This window comes from Streptomyces sp. NPDC050546 (genome assembly GCF_044457425.1).
Lineage (GTDB): Bacteria > Actinomycetota > Actinomycetes > Streptomycetales > Streptomycetaceae > Streptomyces.
Window position 1 is genome coordinate 134,982 of the sequence record NZ_JBITGX010000014.1, and the last position, 17,243, is coordinate 152,224.

At 71.8% G+C, this 17,243-nt stretch carries 15 protein-coding genes and 1 tRNA gene; 7 read left to right on the forward strand and 9 right to left on the reverse strand.

What is annotated here, in order from left to right; genetic code table 11:
- Positions 1–62 precede the first annotated feature (62 nt).
- Positions 63–956: a glycosyltransferase family 2 protein gene (locus ACIBK5_RS31175; protein WP_399024691.1), complete on the reverse strand. Its 894-nt coding sequence runs from the start codon at positions 954–956 to the stop codon at positions 63–65.
- A gap of 212 nt (positions 957–1,168) precedes the next feature.
- On the opposite strand from ACIBK5_RS31175, the gene ACIBK5_RS31180 reads away from it, so the two are divergent.
- Entirely contained in the window at positions 1,169–2,038 is an 870-nt protein-coding gene (locus ACIBK5_RS31180; RefSeq protein WP_399024693.1) for a helix-turn-helix domain-containing protein, read from the forward strand.
- Between the two features lie 157 nt (positions 2,039–2,195).
- Here the strand turns inward: ACIBK5_RS31180 and ACIBK5_RS31185 are convergent, their stop codons facing one another.
- From ACIBK5_RS31185 to ACIBK5_RS31200, 4 genes are read right to left on the reverse strand one after another with little or no spacing between them, the layout of a single operon-like run.
- Complete coding sequence (locus ACIBK5_RS31185; protein WP_399024695.1) at positions 2,196–2,900, reverse strand: GntR family transcriptional regulator; 705 nt, start codon at positions 2,898–2,900, stop codon at positions 2,196–2,198.
- A gap of 34 nt (positions 2,901–2,934) precedes the next feature.
- Positions 2,935–3,438 carry a flavin reductase family protein gene (locus ACIBK5_RS31190; RefSeq protein ID WP_399024697.1) on the reverse strand — a complete coding sequence of 168 codons (504 nt, stop codon included), beginning with the start codon at positions 3,436–3,438 and terminating at the stop codon, positions 2,935–2,937.
- A gap of 26 nt (positions 3,439–3,464) precedes the next feature.
- The gene (locus ACIBK5_RS31195) at positions 3,465–3,890 is read right to left on the reverse strand and encodes an ester cyclase (RefSeq protein WP_399024699.1); all 426 of its coding nucleotides are present in this window, start codon (positions 3,888–3,890) and stop codon (positions 3,465–3,467) included.
- On the reverse strand, positions 3,877–5,481 hold the full coding sequence (locus ACIBK5_RS31200) for a BCCT family transporter (RefSeq protein ID WP_399024701.1): 1,605 nt from the start codon (positions 5,479–5,481) through the stop codon (positions 3,877–3,879). The genes ACIBK5_RS31195 and ACIBK5_RS31200 overlap by 14 nt, the downstream gene beginning before the upstream one ends.
- A gap of 242 nt (positions 5,482–5,723) precedes the next feature.
- Between ACIBK5_RS31200 and ACIBK5_RS31205 the strand changes: the two genes are divergently transcribed.
- The 6 genes from ACIBK5_RS31205 to ACIBK5_RS31230 are packed head-to-tail and all read left to right on the forward strand — an operon-like array spanning position 5,724 to position 10,381.
- A complete protein-coding gene (locus tag ACIBK5_RS31205) occupies positions 5,724–6,350 on the forward strand; it encodes an amino acid synthesis family protein (RefSeq protein WP_399024703.1) in 627 nt (208 codons plus the stop codon).
- Positions 6,347–6,898 (forward strand): amino acid synthesis family protein, encoded by a 552-nt coding sequence (locus ACIBK5_RS31210; RefSeq protein ID WP_399024705.1) that lies wholly within the window; start codon positions 6,347–6,349, stop codon positions 6,896–6,898. Before ACIBK5_RS31205 ends, ACIBK5_RS31210 begins: the two co-directional genes overlap by 4 nt.
- Before the next feature lie 11 nt (positions 6,899–6,909).
- Positions 6,910–7,641, forward strand: a complete 732-nt coding sequence (locus tag ACIBK5_RS31215) for an alpha/beta fold hydrolase (protein ID WP_399024707.1) — start codon at positions 6,910–6,912, stop codon at positions 7,639–7,641.
- A complete protein-coding gene (locus ACIBK5_RS31220; protein WP_399024709.1) occupies positions 7,634–9,121 on the forward strand; it encodes an aldehyde dehydrogenase in 1,488 nt (495 codons plus the stop codon). Before ACIBK5_RS31215 ends, ACIBK5_RS31220 begins: the two co-directional genes overlap by 8 nt.
- Before the next feature lies 1 nt (position 9,122).
- Positions 9,123–9,341, forward strand: a complete 219-nt coding sequence (locus tag ACIBK5_RS31225) for a 4-oxalocrotonate tautomerase family protein (protein WP_399024711.1) — start codon at positions 9,123–9,125, stop codon at positions 9,339–9,341.
- A complete protein-coding gene (locus ACIBK5_RS31230; RefSeq protein WP_399024713.1) occupies positions 9,338–10,381 on the forward strand; it encodes an LLM class flavin-dependent oxidoreductase in 1,044 nt (347 codons plus the stop codon). Before ACIBK5_RS31225 ends, ACIBK5_RS31230 begins: the two co-directional genes overlap by 4 nt.
- A gap of 62 nt (positions 10,382–10,443) precedes the next feature.
- Here the strand turns inward: ACIBK5_RS31230 and ACIBK5_RS31235 are convergent.
- From ACIBK5_RS31235 to tmk, 4 genes are all read right to left on the reverse strand, one after another.
- Positions 10,444–10,517, reverse strand: a tRNA-Thr gene (locus ACIBK5_RS31235).
- 108 nt (positions 10,518–10,625) lie between these two features.
- Positions 10,626–12,266, reverse strand: a complete 1,641-nt coding sequence (locus tag ACIBK5_RS31240; protein WP_399024715.1) for an alpha/beta hydrolase — start codon at positions 12,264–12,266, stop codon at positions 10,626–10,628.
- 110 nt (positions 12,267–12,376) lie between these two features.
- A complete protein-coding gene (locus ACIBK5_RS31245) occupies positions 12,377–13,582 on the reverse strand; it encodes a DNA polymerase III subunit delta' (RefSeq protein ID WP_399024717.1) in 1,206 nt (401 codons plus the stop codon).
- A gap of 145 nt (positions 13,583–13,727) precedes the next feature.
- Positions 13,728–17,114: a dTMP kinase gene (gene tmk, locus ACIBK5_RS31250; RefSeq protein WP_399024719.1), complete on the reverse strand. Its 3,387-nt coding sequence runs from the start codon at positions 17,112–17,114 to the stop codon at positions 13,728–13,730.
- Positions 17,115–17,243 lie beyond the last annotated feature (129 nt).

A 17,243-nucleotide genomic window follows, 5' to 3' on the forward strand; every position in this document is an offset into this window, starting at 1 on the left:
GGTCAGTGGTGGTTCGCGGAGTTCCGCGGGACACGGACCAGCCCGAGCCTGGTCCGGAGGTGTCAGATGACGGGCGGCCTCCCCAGCCGCGTGAGCCGCCACACCGTACGCCAGCGCATGGGCCGCCGCTCGCCCGCCGGCTCCCGTACGCCTTCCAGGAATCCGCCGAACCACGCACGCAACCCGGCGACGGAACGGTTCCGGGCGAGCGTGAGCAGCACCCACACGCCCAGATGGACGGGGACGAGCGCGACCGGCAGCCGGCGCCGGACCAGCCAGACCCGGTTGCGGGCGTTGACGCGGTAGTAGATGGCGTGCCGGGCGGGCGAGGTCTTCGGGTGCTGGAGCAGCAGTTCGGGCGCGTAGAGGATGTGCCAGCCGGCGTCGGCCGCGCGCCAGGCCAGGTCGGTCTCCTCGTGGGCGAAGAAGAACTCGGCGGGCCAGTCGCCGACCTCGTCGAGCATCGCCATCCGCAGCGCGTGCCCGCCACCGAGGAACCCGGTGACATAGCCGCCCCGCATGGGGTCCGAGCCGCCGATCCGGGGCACGTGCCGCTGCTGCGTCTCGCCGAGTTCGTCGGCGATGCGGAACCCTACGATGCCGAGCCGTTCGTCGGCGGCGTACAACTCGCGCACGCGGCGCAGCACATCGGCGTCCACGAGCAGCCCGTCGTCGTCCAGATCGACGACGACGTCGACATCACCGAACTCCCGCAGCCGCGCGAGGGCGGCGTTCCGCCCACCGGGGCACCCGAGGTTCTCGTCGAGTTCGACGGCGGTGACCTCACCGGGCAGCGACAGCCGCCGGGCGAACTCGGGCAGCGGGCAGCCGTTGCCGACGATCACGATCCGCTCGGGCGCCACGTCCTGCTTGGCCACGGACCGGAGCAGCGCGTCGACCTCCTCGGGCCGATTGCCCATCGTCACCACGGCGACGGCGGTCCTGGGCGCCCCCATGTCCTCACCTCATCACGGTCGGCAACTGACGGGTTGTTGACGGGCGATGCTAGCCGTTCACGATAAGAGCCCTTTAAGTACGCCTGCCGGACGGCGGTTCGCCTACCTCGTCCGGCCCAGGCGGCACCCGACCGGATCGGGCACAGGATGTCGGGTGCGGCGCCGCAGGCGCTGCCTAGCGTGAAGGCACGAAAACGGAAGGAAGACCGGGCGTGCTGGAACAGCTCAACCAGGCCATGGCGCACATCGAGCGCCGCCTCGACAGCTCCGTCGACGTGGCGGACCTGGCGCGCGCGGCGCACACCTCGGAGTACCACCTGCGCCGTATGTTCTCCGCGCTGGCAGGCATGCCCCTGTCGGAGTACATCCGGCGCCGGCGGCTGACGGTCGCGGGCGCGGAGGTGCTCGCGGGCGGCGAGACACTGCTGGAGATCGCGGTGCGCTACGGCTACGGCTCCGGCGAGGCGTTCGCCCGGGCGTTCCGCGCGATGCACGGCGTGGGACCGGGCGAGGCCCGGCGCACCGGTGCCGCGCTCGTCTCCCAGCCCCGGCTGACCTTCCGCCTCACCGTCGAAGGGAGCAGCAGCATGCACTACCGCGTGGCAGACCGAGAGGCCTTCACCGTCACCGGTTTCAAGGCCCGTGTCCCCCTGATCCACTCTGGCCCGAACCAGGCGATCATCGACTTCGTCCGCGGCCTCGACAAGCAGGCCCTGGAGCACCTGAAGGAGCTGTCCGACCAGGAGCCGCACGGCGTCGTCGCGGTCTGCGACGACCTGGACCCCAGCCGTGCGGAGGGCACGGAACTCGACTACTACCACGGCGTGATCACCACGGCACCGGCGCCCGAGGGCACCACCGCCCTGACCGTCCCGTCCGGCACCTGGGCGGTCTTCACCACCTCGGGCCCGGCCCCCGAGGCCATCCAGAACCTCTGGCGGGACGTCTTCACCGAGTGGTTCCCGTCCAACCCGTACCGCAGCCGTCCCGGTCCGGAGATCCTCCGCACCGACCTGACGGCGGACGGGACGCGGGCGGACGCCGAACTGTGGCTCCCGGTGGAACGGGAGACCGGCCGCTGACCGGGGCGGGGGTCGCGGGCCGGGGCTGAGCCGGCCCGGGGGCTAAGCCGGCCCGGGGGCTAAGCCAGCCCGGGACTCAGCCGGCCCGGGGGCTAAGCCAGCCCGGGACTCAGCCGGCCCGGGGGCTGAGCCGGCCCCGGGCCGAGTCGACCCGGTATCAGGACCCCTGCGTGCCGAACACTTCGTCGGAACCGGCGATGGGCAGCCCGGCCAGCAGCGCGCGCCTGCTGGCCCTGACGTGCTCACGCATCACCTGCTCGGCGCTGTCGCCGTCCTTCTCCACGATCAGTTCCAGGACGACGTGGTGCTCACGGTCCGACTGGAGGACCCGGCCCGGCCGGCTCAGCGACGTGTGCACCAGCCGGGAGTAGGCGAGCTGATTCATCAGCATCCGGTAGTGCGCTTCCAGCTTGCTGTTGTCCGCACCGGCTATGAGCAGGTCGTGGAACTCCTGGACCAGCTCCGCGTACCGCTCCCGGTCGTCCCGCTCCGTCGCCTCGTCGGCCTCGCGCAGGTTCCGCTCCAGCAGGTCGATCTCCGTGACGCGGCCGCGCCGGGCGAGGAGACGGGCCGCCGCGCCCTCGAGGAGTTCCTTCATCTCGAAGAGTTCCGTGATCTCCCGGCGGGAGGGGGTGGTGACGAACGTCCCGACGCGGGGCCTGATCTCGACAAGACCCTCGGTCTGGAGCTGCTTGAGGGCTTCACGCACCGGCGTACGGCTGACGCCGAACTCCTCCGCGAGGGCGAACTCCGAGAGCGGGGAGCCGGGTTCGATCTCTCCCTTGATGATCCGCCGACGCATGTCGGCGATCACCCGGGACTGCATCGACCCGGTCTTCGGCGCACTCTTCCCGCGATTCACCGAGCTCTCCTCCGTCTCCCGGGCCGCCGGCCGGTCATCCCAGTGGCGCGAGCGCGCCGCCGTCGAAGAACTTACCCGCGCTGTAGACCATCGGAGGGTTCTCGGCGACCACGGCGTGCACCACACGGCAGATGAACACCGTGTGGGTGCTGGCCTGCAGCCGCTCGCGGATCTCGACCTCCATCTGCGCACTGCTGCGGGCGATCAGCGGGCTGCCGAACGGACCCGGCTCCCACTCCACCTCGCTGAACTTGTCGTCGGCCTTGCTCGCGAACGTGGCGACGACGTCGAGCTGGTCCGTGGACAGGATGTTGATCGCGAGGTGGCCGGCCCGGAACAGGCAGTCGTGGGTGGACGAGGTGCGCTGGACGCACACCATCACGGTGGCGGGGTCGAGCGAGATGCTGGAGAACGCGTTGACGGCCAGCCCCCGGGGGGTCTCACCGTCCATCGCGGTCACGACCGTGACTCCGGTGACGAACTGCCGGTTCACCTGCTTCATCACGTCGAGGCCGGGCTTCGAGGCGAGCGGTGTCATAAAACTGCTCCTGGTCATCGTGATCGTCAGTCCTGTCCCACCCGGATGACACCGAGCGCCGAGAGCAAGGCCCGGGGATCCCAGGTCACGTGCTCCTCGGCGATCCGGTCCCCGTCGAAGCGGGCGAAGGTGGCGCCGCTGACGTCGACGTGCCGCCCGGTGGGAGGGACACCGAGGAACGAGTTCACATGGGTTCCGCTGCTGTGCCAGCGGATCGCGGCCCTGTCGCCCTCGACCACGACCTCGTCGATGGTCGTGACCAGGTCAGGGAAGGCCGCCCGGGTCGAGACGATCGACGCCTTGAAGGCGCCCAGGTCCTGCGGGTGGGGATCGCTGCTGTGGCGCAGGTACCCCGGGCTCAGCAGCGTGTCGAGGGCGTCGACGTCGCCCTGGCCCCAGGCCGCGGCCCAGGCCTTCGCGATGAGTCCGCGACGGGCGTCAGAGTGTGACACCGGTCTTCTCCTTTCGGTCTGTGCTCAGTTCCTTCCAGAAGGACACCGCCAGTCCGGCGATGATCACGAGGAACGGCAGGGACGTCACGATGACGGTGTTCTGCAGGGCGTTCAGTCCGCCCGCGAGCATGAGGACGACGGCGGTGACGCCGGTGAGGACACCCCACAGGACGAGCACCGGACGCCGCGGGGTGAGCGATCCGTCCGAGGTCATCATCGACAGCACGTAGGTGTTGGCGTCCGCGCCGGAGACGAAGAACATCACGACCAGGATGATCGCGATCGCCGAGGTGACACCGGCCAGCGGGAAGTGGTCGAGGGTCGCGAAGAACGCGCTGTTGATGTCGGCCGCGGTCTGCTTGGCGATGTCACCGCCTTCGAACATGTCGACGTGGATCGCCGTGCCGCCGAAGACCGTGAACCAGGTGAAGAACACCAGGCTGGGGACGACCAGTACGCCCGTGATGAAGCCGCGGATGGTGCGGCCCCGCGAGATGCGGGCCAGGAAGACGCCGACGAAGGCGCCCCAGGAGACCCACCAGGCCATCATGAAGTAGGTCCACCACTGCATCCATTCGAGCCCGCCGAACGCGGTGCCCTGGAGGCTCATCCGGAAGAAGTCGGTGGCCCACTGGCCCACGGACTCGATGTACAGGTTCGCGATGAACACGGCCGGGCCGACGACCAGCATGAAGACGAACAGGGCGATCGCGAGCAGCGTGCTGCCCTGGCTCAGGAACTTGATGCCCTTGCTGACGCCGGTCACCGCCGAGAGCGTGAAGACCGCGGTGACGGCGGCGATGATGAGCACCTGGCTCACGTTGCTGACCGGCATCCCCCACAGCCTGCCGAGTCCGTTGTTGACCTGCAGGGCTCCGAGGCCCAGGGAGGTCGTGGTGCCGAACAGCGTCGCGAACACGGCGAGCACGTCGATGGTCTTGCCGATCGGCCCGTTCACCCGGTCGCCGAGCAGGGGAACGAAGAGCTGGCTCACCAGGGTGCGCCGGCCCTTGCGGTGGGTCGAGTACGCGATGGCCAGACCGAATACGGCGAAGATCGCCCAGGCCTGCAGGCCCCAGTCGAAGTAGGAGTACTGCAGGGCGCGCACCGCCGCCGCCGGCGTGTTCGGCTCGGCGAGACCGTGGGGCGGTGTCGCCAGGTGGGAGATCGGTTCGGCGACGCCGTACGAGACCAGTCCGATGCCCATGACGGCGCTGAGAATCATGGCGAACCAGGTGAGCGTCGAGAACTCGGGGCGGTCGCTGTCCTTGCCCAGCCGGACGTCGCCGACGGGGCTGAAGGCCAGGAACACCAGGAAGACGAGGATGGCGAGCGTGACCACCAGATAGGACCAGCCGAACGTGGCCGTCACCCAGTTCAGCGAGGTGTCGGTGACCTTGTTCAGGTTGTCCGTGAAGAGCACCGCCCAGGCCACGAAGATCGCGGAGATACCGATCGAGGTCCAGAAAACGGAACCGAGTCGGCCGCCTCCGTCGAGCCCTGTTCCGGTGCCGTCCGCGGCACTTTCCCCACTGCTCTCCGATGGCGTCCCGGGCGTCGTTTCCTCGCCCGTTCCAAGGTGACTGGACATGGAACTCCTTGGGTCCGGGGCCCGATGGCCGCCTGGTCTGGCATACAAGCAGCAGTAAGGCACGCCACAGATGGAGCGTCAAGGGTTCGGGACGCGGAATCCTGCCCCGACTTCTGCAATCACTAATAACCGCAGTTCAATGGCCTCGAAGATCCTCCTGACGGAACTCGGTGGGATGACATACGAGCCTCTCAGCTCAACCCCTTGACCGGCCCAAGAGGCGCCACCTATCGTCCTGTGCCATGCAAGAGCGCATGGATCACCTCGACGAGCGCATCGGTCTCCGCAAGCTCGTGGTCTACCGCGACGTAGTCCTGACCGAGGCGGGCGAGGCACCCGCGCAGCCGGCACGGCGGGCCAGCGTCGCCGCGGTCATACGGAATCCGTGGGTGGGCACCGGCCCCGCGGCCGATCTGTCCGGGGAGCAGGCCCGCGTCGGCCCGGTCCTCGCCAGGCTGCTGACCGACCGGCTCATCGCCGCCCTGGGCGGAATGGACGAGATCGAGGCGTTCGGCAAGGCCGCCGTCGTCGGCTCGGCGGGCGAGATCGAGCACGCCGGGGCCCTCATCCACACCCCGTACTTCGGCAACCTGGTGCGGGAGTTCCTCCAGGGCGAGTCGGTCATCTGCTTCGCCGACACGCGGGCCGACGCGGGCGAGGCGCTGGTCGTCCCGCTCTGGCACAAGACCCGGGCCTCGACGCGCAGCCACTATCAGACCGTCAGCGCCCGCGTCTCCGACGCCCCGCGCACGGACGAGATCGTCGTCATCGCGGCCGCGTCGACGGGACCGCGACCGCACCCCCGGATCGGGGACCGCCTGTCCGACCCCGTCGTCACCACCAAAACCCTGGAGGTTGTTCCCTCATGAGCGTCCGCAAGATCGTGACCGTCGTCGAGGAGATCCGCACCGAGGGCGGCCGCGCGCTCGACCGGCCCGCCCGGATCGCCGTCGTCGCGGCGGTCATCGAGAACCCGTGGGCCGGCCAGGGCTTCGTCGAGGACCTCAATCCAGGCATCGACGCGAACGCCTCCGACCTCGGCGCGCTGCTGGCCCCGGCCGTGCTCGACGCGCTGGAGGCCCCCGCCGAGGCGTACGGCAAGGCCGCCATCGTCGGTCTGGACGGCGAGATCGAGCACGGCTCGGCGCTGATCCACACGCTGAAGTTCGGCGACCACTTCCGCAAGGCCGCGAACGCCACCACGCTGCTGCCCGCGGTAGAGAAGCGCGGGCCCGCCGGTGTGGTCTTCGACATCCCGCTGAAGCACATCACCGACGCCACGATCCGCTCGCACCACCAGACCGTCGAGGTCAGGCTCAGCGACGCCCCGCACCCGAACGAGATCGTCATCGCGCTCGCCGCGGCGGCCCAGGGGCGCCCCCAGCAGCGCCTCGCGCCGCTCTCGACCGAGCAGTAGGCAAGGCCTTCATGAGCAAGCACACCGTGGTGCTGCTGCACGGCGTCGGGCTCGACCACACCATGTGGGAGCCCACCGCCGCGCTGCTGGCCGACCGCTTCACCGTGATCGCCCCCGATCTGCCGGGCCACGGCGCCCGTCCGCCGGTGGGCGACGGGGTGACCCTCGCTGAGCTGGCCGCCGGAGTGGCGGACGAGATCCCGGCGGGCTCGCACCTGGTCGGATTCTCGCTGGGCGCACTGGTCGCCCAGCACCTGGCGCTGCACCGTCCGGAGCTGGTGGCCACACTGACCTCGGTCAGTTCGGTGTGCGACCGTACGGCCGGGGAGCGGGCAGCCGTCCTGGACCGGCTGCGCACCGCGGAAGCCGACTTCACGGCCAGCGCCGCCGCGTCCCTGAAGCGGTGGTACGCCGGCGCCGACGTCAGCCCCGACCGGGTGGCCCGCACCGAGGCCACCCTGCTCTCCAACGACGTCGGGTCCTTCCTGAGCTGCTACCGCGTGTTCGCCACGGCGGACGCCGAGCTCGCACCGGACCTGCCCGCCATCGGCGTACGCGCACTGGCGGTGACCGGCGAGAACGACCCCGGGTCCACCCCCGAGATGACCCGCCGGCTCGCGGCGGCACTTCCCGACTGCCGCACGGTGGTCATCCCTCAGGCGCGTCACATGCTGCCCGTCGAGCGCCCCGAGGCGTTCGCCGACTGCCTCACGACCTTCATCGGAGAGTGCGCACATGTCTGACCTCACCACGTTGCGGCACTTCATCGGCGGGGCCCGGGTCGAGCCCGCGTCGGGCGAGTACTTCGAGAGCGCCAACCCGGCCACCCGCGAGGCCCTCTACCGGGCCGCGCGCGGCGACGCCGCCGACATCGACAAGGCCGTGGCCGCCGCGCGCAAAGCGTTCGAGGACCCGCGCTGGCGCGACCTCAGCCAGACCCGGCGCGGACATCTGCTGCGGCGCCTGGGCGACCTGATCGCCGAGAACGCCGAGGACCTGGCCCGCATGGAGACCCAGGACAACGGCAAACTGCTGCGCGAGATGCGCGGCCAGCTGGCGACGCTGCCCGAGTACTACCACTACTACGCCGGTCTGGCCGACAAGATCCACGGCGACTTCATCCCCACCTCCGACCGGCAGGTCCTCAACTACACGGCCCGCGAGCCCCTGGGCGTGGTCGGAGCGATCACGCCCTGGAACTCCCCGCTGACGCTGACCAGCAGCAAACTGGCGCCCGCGCTCTGCGCCGGCAACACGGTCGTGATCAAGCCGTCGGAGCACACCTCGGCGACGGTGCTCAGACTCGCCGAGCTGGCCCTCGAAGCGGGCTTCCCGCCGGGCGCGGTGAACGTCGTCACCGGGTTCGGCGCCGAGGCGGGGCAGGCCCTGGTCGACCACCGCGACCTCGCGAAGATCTCCTTCACCGGCAGCACCGCCACCGGGTCGCGCATCGCCGCCGCCACGGCCGGCCGCTTCATCGGCTCCACGCTCGAACTGGGCGGCAAGTCACCCAACATCGTCTTCGAGGACGCGAACGTCCCGAACGCGGCGATGGGCGTCGTCGCCGGCATCTTCGCCGCCGCCGGGCAGACCTGCATCGCCGGCAGCCGCGTGTTCGCCCACCGCTCCGTCTACGACGAGCTTCTCGAACGGGTCTCGGAGCGCGCCAGGACCATCGTCATCGGCGACCCGCTGGACGAGAAGACCGAACTCGGCCCGCTGGCCTTCGAGGACCAGCGCGACAAGGTCGCCGGGTACGTCGACCTCGGCCGTGACGAAGGAGCCCGGGTCCTGACCGGCGGCCGGGCCACGGACGGCGGCATGGGCGGGTACTTCTACGAGCCGACGGTCCTGGTCGACGTCGACAACGACATGCGCGTCGTACGGGAGGAGATCTTCGGCCCCGTCCTGGCGGTCATGCCGTTCGACACCGAGGAGGAGGTCGTCCGCCTGGCGAACGACACGGACTACGGTCTGGCCGCCGGCGTGTGGACGACCAACCTCGCCCGGGCGCACCGGATGGCCGGGCGCCTGGACGCCGGAACCGTGTGGGTCAACACCTACCGGGCCATGTCCCCGATGTCACCGCGCCAGGGCTTCAAGACGAGCGGCGTCGGAGTGGAGCACGGCACCGAGACGATCAAGGAATACACGCGGCTCAAGAGCGTCTGGATCAACACCAGCGAGGAGCCCGTGGCCGACCCGTTCACGATGCGGAGCTGACATGCCACAGGTCGCCGTCACCCTCGCCGAGGGCCGCACCCCCGCGCAGATCCGGGAGCTGATCCACGAGGTCCACGCCGCGGTCCTGCGCACCGTGAACACCCGGCCCGAGTACATCCGCGTCGTCGTCCACGAGGTCCCCCGGACGCACTGGGCCACCGGTGACGTCACCCTCACCGAGGCGGACGACGCCACAGCACAAGCGGAGGAGCAGTCATGAGGTTTTCGTTGTTCGTGCACATGGAGCGCCGGGACGAGGAGGTCAGCCACCGGCAGCTCTTCGAGGACCTCTCCGAGCTGGCCCTGATGGCCGAGGCCGGCGGGTTCGGCACCGTGTGGATCGGCGAGCACCACGCGATGGAGTACACGATCTCCCCCAGCCCGATGCCGCTGCTCGCCCACCTGGCCGCCAGGACCTCGACCATCCGGCTGGGCGCCGGGACCGTCATCGCCCCGTTCTGGCACCCGATCCGGGTCGCCGGTGAATGCGCGCTGCTCGACGTCATCAGCAACGGCCGGATGGAGGTCGGACTCGCCCGGGGCGCCTACCAGTTCGAGTTCGACCGGCTGGCGGACGGCCTCCCGGCCGCCGAAGGCGGCAAGCACCTGCGCGAACTCGTCCCGGCGGTCCGGGCGTTGTGGCAGGGCGACTACGCCCACGACGGCGAGATCTGGCAGTTCCCGACGTCGACCAGTGTGCCCAAGCCGGTGCAGCGGCCCACCCCGCCCATGTGGATCGCCGCGCGCGACCCCGCGTCCCACGACTTCGCGGTGGCGCAGGGCTGCAACGTGATGGTCACCCCGTTGATGAAGGGCGACGAGGAGGTCGAGGCCCTCAAGCAGAAGTTCGACACCGCGGTGGCCGCCCATCCGGAGGTGCCGCGCCCCGAGCTGATGGTGCTGCGGCACACGCACGTCCACTCCCCCGACGAGCCCGACGGCTGGCGCCCGGCCGCGGAGTCGATCAACCGCTTCTACCGGACCTTCGACGCCTGGTTCGGCAACAAGACCACCCCGGTGAACGGCTTCCTGCCGCCCAGCCCGGAGTCGAAGTTCGAAGACCGCCCGGAGTTCCAGCCGGAGTCCCTGCACCGGACGGCGATGATCGGCACCCCGTCCGAGATCATCGAACGCCTCCGCGCCTACGAGGAACTCGGCGTCGACGAGTACAGCTTCTGGATCGACACGGGCCTGCCCCACGAGGACAAGCGCAAGTCCCTGGAACTCTTCATCAAGGAGGTCATCCCGGCGTTCCAGTGAGCCGACGCCCGAAGCACAAAAAGAAACCGCAGGTCAGCAATCTGACCTGCGGTTCTCTTCGGAGCCGCCTTCGGGATTCGAACCCGAGACCTACGCATTACGAGTGCGTTGCTCTGGCCATCTGAGCTAAGGCGGCGCGCTGTCCGCACTATGGTGCGATCAGCAACGACGGTAAGTCTACACAGTTTCGAAGGGTGCTCCGTACCGGCCCCGGAGGCGGGCCCTCCAGGGCCTGGGCCAGGGATTATGAGCAGCGCTTTCCGTCCTGGGGCGGGGTGCCGCGGAGGAGGTAGGCGTTGATCGTGCGGTCGATGCAGGCGCTGCCGCGGCCGTAGGCCGTGTGGCCGTCGCCCTCGTAGGTGAGGAGGCGGGCCGAGGAGAGCTGACCGGCCAGGGCCTGCGCCCAACGGTACGGGGTCGCCGGGTCGCGGGTGGTGCCGACCACCACGATGGGGGCCGCGCCCTTCGCCTCGATGCGGCGTGGCTCGCCCGTGGCGTGCACCGGCCAGTACGCACAGTTCAGCGAGGCCCAGGCGAGGCCCTCGCCGAAGACGGGGGACGCCTTCCTGAAGTCCGGCAGCGCCCCGCGCACCTGGTCGGGGGTGTCGAAGGCGGGCGGCAGGTCCAGGCAGTTCACCGCCGCGTTGGCGAACATCAGGTTGCTGTAGGCGCCGTCGGCGTCCCGCTCGTAGTAGCCGTCGGACAGGACGAGGAGCCCGGCGCCGTCGTCCTCCTTCATCGCGGAGGTCAGTGCCTCGCGCAGCTGCGGCCAGGCACCCTCGTCGTACATGGCCGCGATCACACCGGTCGTGGCGAGCGACTCGGTGAGGCGGCGGCCGTCGGGGTCACCGGTGGGGACGGGCTGCTCGTCCAGTTCCGCGAAGAACGCCTTCAGGTTCCTGCCCACCCGCTCGGGCGAGGTGCCCGCGCCGCCCAGCGGGCAGTCGGGCTGCCGTACGCAGTCCCGCGCGAACGACCGGAACGCCGTCTCGAAGCCCGCCGTCTGTTCCAGGTTCAGCCGCCGCGCGGGCAGCGACGGGTCCATCGCGCCGTCCAGCACCAGCCGGCCCGCCCGGTCCGGGAAGAGCCCGGCGTACGTCGCGCCGAGAAACGTCCCGTAGGAGGCGCCGACGTAGTTCAGCTTCTTGTCGCCGAGCGCCGCCCGCACGAGGTCCATGTCCCGGGCCGCCTCCACGGTGGACACATGGCGCAGCAGCCTGGGCGCGTCCGCGCCGCAGCCCTCGGCGAACGTCCGGTACGCCGCGACCAGCCCGTCGCCCTCCTTCGCGTCGTCGGGTGTGATGTCCGTCTGCGTGTACGTGTCCATGTCCGGCCCGTCCAGACACTCGACGGGCTCGCTGCGGGCCACGCCGCGCGGATCGACCGCCACCATGTCGTAGCGGGCCCGGACCTCGGCCGGATAGCCGATGCCGGCGTACGACTCCATGTAGCCGATCGCCGAGCCGCCCGGCCCGCCGGGGTTCACGAGCAGCGAGCCCAGCCGCTCGCCCGTGGCCCTCTTGCGGGCGACGGCGAGCCGGACGTCACCGGCGGACGGCCTGGCGTAGTCGAGCGGCGCCTTGATGGTGGCGCACTGGAAGCCGGGGACACCGCAGCCGCGCCAGGCCGGCTTCTGCGCGTAGTACGACGCGAGCGCCGGAGGGACGGACTTCGGCAGCGCGGCCAGCGCCGCCGGCTCCGCCGCCGCCGAGGCCGCGGGCGTCGTCGGGCTCCCCGAGGAGCAGGCGGAGACCAGCAGCGCGGCCGTGGCGAGGAGGCCGACCGCGGTCCTGACTCCGCCACGGGCCCTGCGGTGGGCTCCGCCGGAGCCCGCGCGACGGGAGGCGGGGGCGGAGGCGGAGCGGGGGGTGCGCCTTGTGTACATCCAGCGAGCGTAACTCTGCGCGATGGAATGAGTGCCGTGCGTGCGTGTCGTGCCTCGTACGAGTTACAACGTCAACCCCAGGTCCCCCGCGTCTCCCGGCCCCACCGACGTCAGCCCTCTCTGAGCGCCATCGTCATCGCCTCCACCGCGAGCAGCGGCGCCACGTTGCGGTCGAGCGCGTCACGGCAGCCGGCGATCGCCTCGATGCGGCGGAGCGTGGACTCCGGGGAGCTGCCGCGGGCCAGGCGCTCCAAGGCGTCCTCGGCGTCCGCGTTGGCGATGGCCACCCGGGAGCCGAGCTGGAGGGCGAGGACGTCGCGGTAGAACGCCGTGAGGTCGGTCAGGGCGAGGTCGAGGCTGTCGCGCTGCGTGCGCGTTCTGCGGCGCTTCTGCTTGTCCTCCAGGTCCTTGATCACGCCGGCCGTGCCGCGCGGCATCCGGCCGCCCTGGGCCGCGCCGAGAGCGGCCTTCAGCTCCTCGGTCTCCTTGGCGTCCATCTCCTCGGCGAGCTGCTTGGCGTCCTCGGCGGCCGCGTCGACCAGCTCCTGGGCGGCCTTGAGGGCGCCGCCGACCTCCTCCACGCGCAGCGGCATCCTCAGCACGGCGGCACGGCGTTCGCGCGCGGCCGGGTCGGTGGCCAGCCGGCGGGCCCGGTCGACATGGCCCTGCGTCGCGCGGGCCGCCGCCGCGGCGGCGGCCGGCTCGATGCCCTCGCGCCGTACGAGCATGTCGGCGACGGCGTCGACCGACGGCGTGCTCAGATTCAGATGGCGGCAGCGGGAGCGGATGGTCGGCAGGACGTCCTCGATGGAGGGGGCGCACAGCAGCCAGACCGTGCGGGGGGCGGGCTCCTCCACGGCCTTGAGGACGGCGTTGGCCGACTTCTCGTTCAGCCGCTCGGCGTCCTCGACGAGGATGATCTGCCAGCGGCCGTTCGCCGGTGAGGTGAACGACTTGCGCACGGTGTCGCGCATGTCGTCGGCGAGGATCTGTGCGCCGACCGCGGCCACGGTGGTGACGTCGGCGTGCGTGCCCACCAGTGCCGTGTGGCATCCGTCGCAGAAGCCGCAGCCCGGGGAGCCGCCGAGGGCCCGGTCGGGGCTGACGCACTGCAGCGCCGCCGCGAAGGCCCGCGCCGTCTGGTTCCGCCCGGCTCCGGGCGGGCCCGTGAACAGCCACGCGTGGGTCATCTTCGACGCCTCGGGCGGAGGGGTGTCGGCCGCGGCGGCGGTGACCAGTGCGTCGGCGTCCCTGGCGGCAGCGTCCAGCTGCGAGCTCACCCTCTCCTGCCCCACGAGGTCGTCCCACACGGTCATGGGTCACGCCGCCCTTCCGTCACATCCGCGTCCGCGGACCGTACTGCCCTGCGAGATCCATTGTGGGGGCGACCACTGACAACCGGCCCCGGCCCTCTGAGGGCCGGGGCCGGTGATCTTCCGAAATCGCCTGCCGGGCAGGGGCTCAGCGGCCCCGGCCCCTCCCCCGGCGCCCCCGGCCCTCGTCCGGCTCGTCCTCGTGCGGTCCGAGCAACTCGTCCGCCAGTGAGGGCAGGTCGTCCAGCGGCGTCTCCTCGGCCCAGTCGGACCGGCGGCGGCGCGGCTCGCCCTCGGCGTCGACCTGGGGCAGCTCGCGCGTCCGGTCCTCGGTCCCGTCGGGGCGGGCGGCCGGGGAGTCCTTCCGGAAGTATCCGGGCGGGACCCGGTCCGCCGGTTCGTCCCCGCGCACGGGCGGCAGTACGGCCGTCTCCTCGGCGTCCCCCGGCCGGACCGGAGGCAGCACGGCCGTCTCGTCCGCCGCACCGGAGGGCACCTGGGGCAGCACCTCGGTCTCGTCCCAGTCCCGGGGCGAAACCGGCGGCAGCACCTCCGTCTCCGCACCCGCCGTCGGCGGCACCTGCGGCTTCGGCAGCTCGGCCGTCACCTCGGCGTCGGCTCCCCCGGAGGCCCGGCCGCGGCCGGAGGCCTTGCCGCCGGGCCGCTCACCGGACTTGTTGCCGGCGTCGTCGCCCGCCTTGTCGTCCCGCACCCGGCGCAGCACGGTCGTCTCGTCCACGGAACCTGAGCCGGAACCGGAGCGGGTTCCGGAGCCGGATCCGGAACCTGAGCCGCCCGGGGCGTTCTCCGGTGTCACCACGGGCGTCGGGACGGTCGCCGCGTCCTGACCCTCCGTCGTCCGGGAAGCACCCCGCGAAGCGGAACCCTGGCCAGAACCCTGGGTGCTGCTCTTCGGTCCCGCCTCCGCCGCCGCGGCCGCCGCCTCCGCCAGGCGTCGCGCCTCCTCGGCCCGCAGCAGCGCGGCCTCGGCCTTGCGCTGCTTCTCCAGGCGGAGCGCCTCGGCCTCGGCACGCAGCCGGGCCTCTTCCTCGGCCTGCTTGCGGCGCCGGTCCTCCTCGGCCTTGCGGCGGGCCTCCTCCTCGGCCCGGGCCTTCTCCTCCGCGAGGAGCCGCGCCCGCTCCTCCTCGGCCTTCTTCTGCGCTTCCTCGGCCCGTCGCCGGGCCTCCTCGGCCTGCCGTTCGGCCTCGCGCCGCTGCGCCTCCTCGAGCTCGCGCCGCTTGCGCTCCTCCTCCTCGGCGCGCAGCCGGGCCAGCTGCTCCTGGCGCTCGCGCTCCAGGCGCTCCTCCTCGGCCTTGCGGGCAGCCTCTTCCTCGGCCTTGCGGCGGGCCTCCTCCTCGGCCTTCTTCCGCGCCTCCTCCTGGGCCTTGATCTCGGCCTCGGACAGCGGCAGCACCTGGTCGAGCCGGTGCCGGATGACGGTCGTTACGGCCTCGGGCTCCTGGCCGGCGTCCACCACCAGGTACCGCCCGGCGTCGGCCGCGGCCAGGGTCAGGAAGCCGGACCGCACGCGCGCGTGGAACTCGGCGGGCTCCGACTCCAGCCGGTCGGGTGCCTCGGTGAACCGCTCGCGCGCGGTCTCCGGGGCGACGTCCAGCAGGACGGTCAGATGCGGCACGAGCCCGTTCGTGGCCCAGCGGTTGATCCGGGCGATCTCGGTCGGCGACAGATCGCGGCCCGCGCCCTGGTAGGCCACGGACGAGTCGATGTACCGGTCGGAGATGACGACCGCGCCGCGCTCCAGGGCGGGCCGTACGACGGTGTCGATGTGCTCGGCCCGGTCGGCCGCGTACAGCAGCGCCTCCGCGCGGTGCGAGAGTCCCTCGCTGGACACGTCCAGCAGGATCGACCGCAGCCGCTTGCCCACCGGCGTCGCCCCCGGCTCGCGCGTCAGTACGACCTCGTGGCCCTTGCCGCGGATCCACTCGGCGAGCGCCTCGGCCTGCGTGGACTTGCCGGCCCCGTCGCCACCCTCCAGGGCGATGAAGAAGCCGGTGCTCGCGGCCGCCTGATCCGGGTCGTCGCCGCGGAGCAGCGCGTCGCGCAGGTCCTGGCGCAGCGGCACTCCGGAGCGGTCGTCGACCTTGGCCAGCACCAGCGCGGCGACGGGCAGCAGCAGGGCGCCGGCGAGCATCAGCGTGAAGGCCGCGCCGCCGTGCGCGAAGACGAGCTTGCCGCTCTCCAGCCGGTGCGGCCCGATCGCCGCAGCCACCAGCGGGGCGATCACCGCGCCGAGCGCCACGCAGACCCGGACGACCGCGTGCAGGTGCTCGGTCGTGCGCGACCGCCGGTACTCCTCGGTCTCCTGGTCGAGCAGCGTGTGCCCGATGTTCGCGGCGATGCCCGCGCCGATACCGGCCAGGGCGAGGATCAGCAGCACGGTGGTGACGTCCGGGACCAGCCCGGCGACCAGCAGCGCGACACCGGTGAAGGCGATCACCAGCGCGAGCAGCCGGCGGCGCGACAGGGCGGGCAGCAGGGCGGGCGCCGTACGGATGCCGACGACGACACCGCCGGTGAGCACGCCGACGAACAGGCCGTAGAGCACCGGGCCGCCGCCCAGGTCCTTGGCGTGCAGCACGGCCACGGCGACGGCGGCGGACACCGCGGCGGCGACGGCCGCGCAGGCGAGCACCAGCAGGGGCATCGCGCCGGTGCGGCCCTTGTCGGCCCCGGTCGCGGTCTTCGGACGGCGCAGCCCCTCGAGCGGCGAACGCGCGCGCGGGGTGCGCGTGGCGGGAAGTTCGAGGAAGGTCAGGACGGAGAGGGAGGCGGCGAACAGCCCGGCCGCCACGTACGAGGCGAGGGCCGCCTGGTGCTGGCCGAACCAGTCGATGCCGACGCCCAGCAGGTTGTTGAAGAGGGCCGCGACGACGAGCACGACGGCCGCGAGCGGGATCGCGACGAATCCTGTGCGCAGCGAGAGCCGGCGCAGGGCGTCCAGGTGGTCGGGCAGCGGTCGGACCGTCGCGCCTTCCGGCGGCGGTGCGGGCAGCAGCGCGGGGGCCGCGCTCTCGCGGCACACGGTCCAGAAGCGCTCGGCGACTCCGGTCACGAAGGCCGTGACGAGGAGCATGGCCAGCGCGTCCTCGGGCATCCAGTCGATCCACAGCGGCGCCACGATGAGGAGCGCGGCGCGCAGCCCGTCCGCGCCGACCATGGTCCAGCGGCGGTCGAGCGGGCCGTCCTGGGAGGTGAGCGCCGTGAGCGGACCGAGAAGCACGGCGCCGAAGAGGAGCGTCGCGAGGACGCGCACCCCGAAAACGGTCGCCACTGCGAACGCCACGCCTCGGTAGCCGCCCCCGAACGCGCCCTCGGCGACAGCCGCCTGGAGCGTGAGCAGGACCAGCACGAGAAGGGCCAGGGTGTCGGCCACGCCGCCCACGAGCTGTGCGCTCCACAACCGCTTCAACTGCGGACGGCGCAGCAGGGCGCGGACGGCGCGCTCGCGGGAGTCCGCGACCAGGGCATCGTCGGGGGCCGGCGGAGAGGCCGTGGGGTGCTCGGCTCGCGTCATGCATTCAGCCTATCGGGAGCCACCGACACCCTGGAGGGCCCGTCCTGGCATGCGCACGCCCCGACACCGAAGTGTTGCCGGGGCGTTCGCTTTCCGAACCCTGGGCGAAGACCCGGACCTTGGCGTCCC

Coding starts and splice junctions, on each gene's coding strand:
- ACIBK5_RS31175 (WP_399024691.1), bottom strand. CDS start 956: ATGGGGGCGCCCAGGACCGCCGTCGCCGTGGTGACGATGGGCAATCGG.
- ACIBK5_RS31190 (WP_399024697.1), bottom strand. CDS start 3,438: ATGACACCGCTCGCCTCGAAGCCCGGCCTCGACGTGATGAAGCAGGTG.
- ACIBK5_RS31200 (WP_399024701.1), bottom strand. CDS start 5,481: ATGTCCAGTCACCTTGGAACGGGCGAGGAAACGACGCCCGGGACGCCA.
- ACIBK5_RS31205 (WP_399024703.1), top strand. CDS start 5,724: ATGCAAGAGCGCATGGATCACCTCGACGAGCGCATCGGTCTCCGCAAG.
- ACIBK5_RS31210 (WP_399024705.1), top strand. CDS start 6,347: ATGAGCGTCCGCAAGATCGTGACCGTCGTCGAGGAGATCCGCACCGAG.
- ACIBK5_RS31215 (WP_399024707.1), top strand. CDS start 6,910: ATGAGCAAGCACACCGTGGTGCTGCTGCACGGCGTCGGGCTCGACCAC.
- ACIBK5_RS31220 (WP_399024709.1), top strand. CDS start 7,634: ATGTCTGACCTCACCACGTTGCGGCACTTCATCGGCGGGGCCCGGGTC.
- ACIBK5_RS31225 (WP_399024711.1), top strand. CDS start 9,123: ATGCCACAGGTCGCCGTCACCCTCGCCGAGGGCCGCACCCCCGCGCAG.
- ACIBK5_RS31230 (WP_399024713.1), top strand. CDS start 9,338: ATGAGGTTTTCGTTGTTCGTGCACATGGAGCGCCGGGACGAGGAGGTC.
- ACIBK5_RS31240 (WP_399024715.1), bottom strand. CDS start 12,266: ATGTACACAAGGCGCACCCCCCGCTCCGCCTCCGCCCCCGCCTCCCGT.
- ACIBK5_RS31245 (WP_399024717.1), bottom strand. CDS start 13,582: ATGACCGTGTGGGACGACCTCGTGGGGCAGGAGAGGGTGAGCTCGCAG.
- tmk (WP_399024719.1), bottom strand. CDS start 17,114: ATGACGCGAGCCGAGCACCCCACGGCCTCTCCGCCGGCCCCCGACGAT.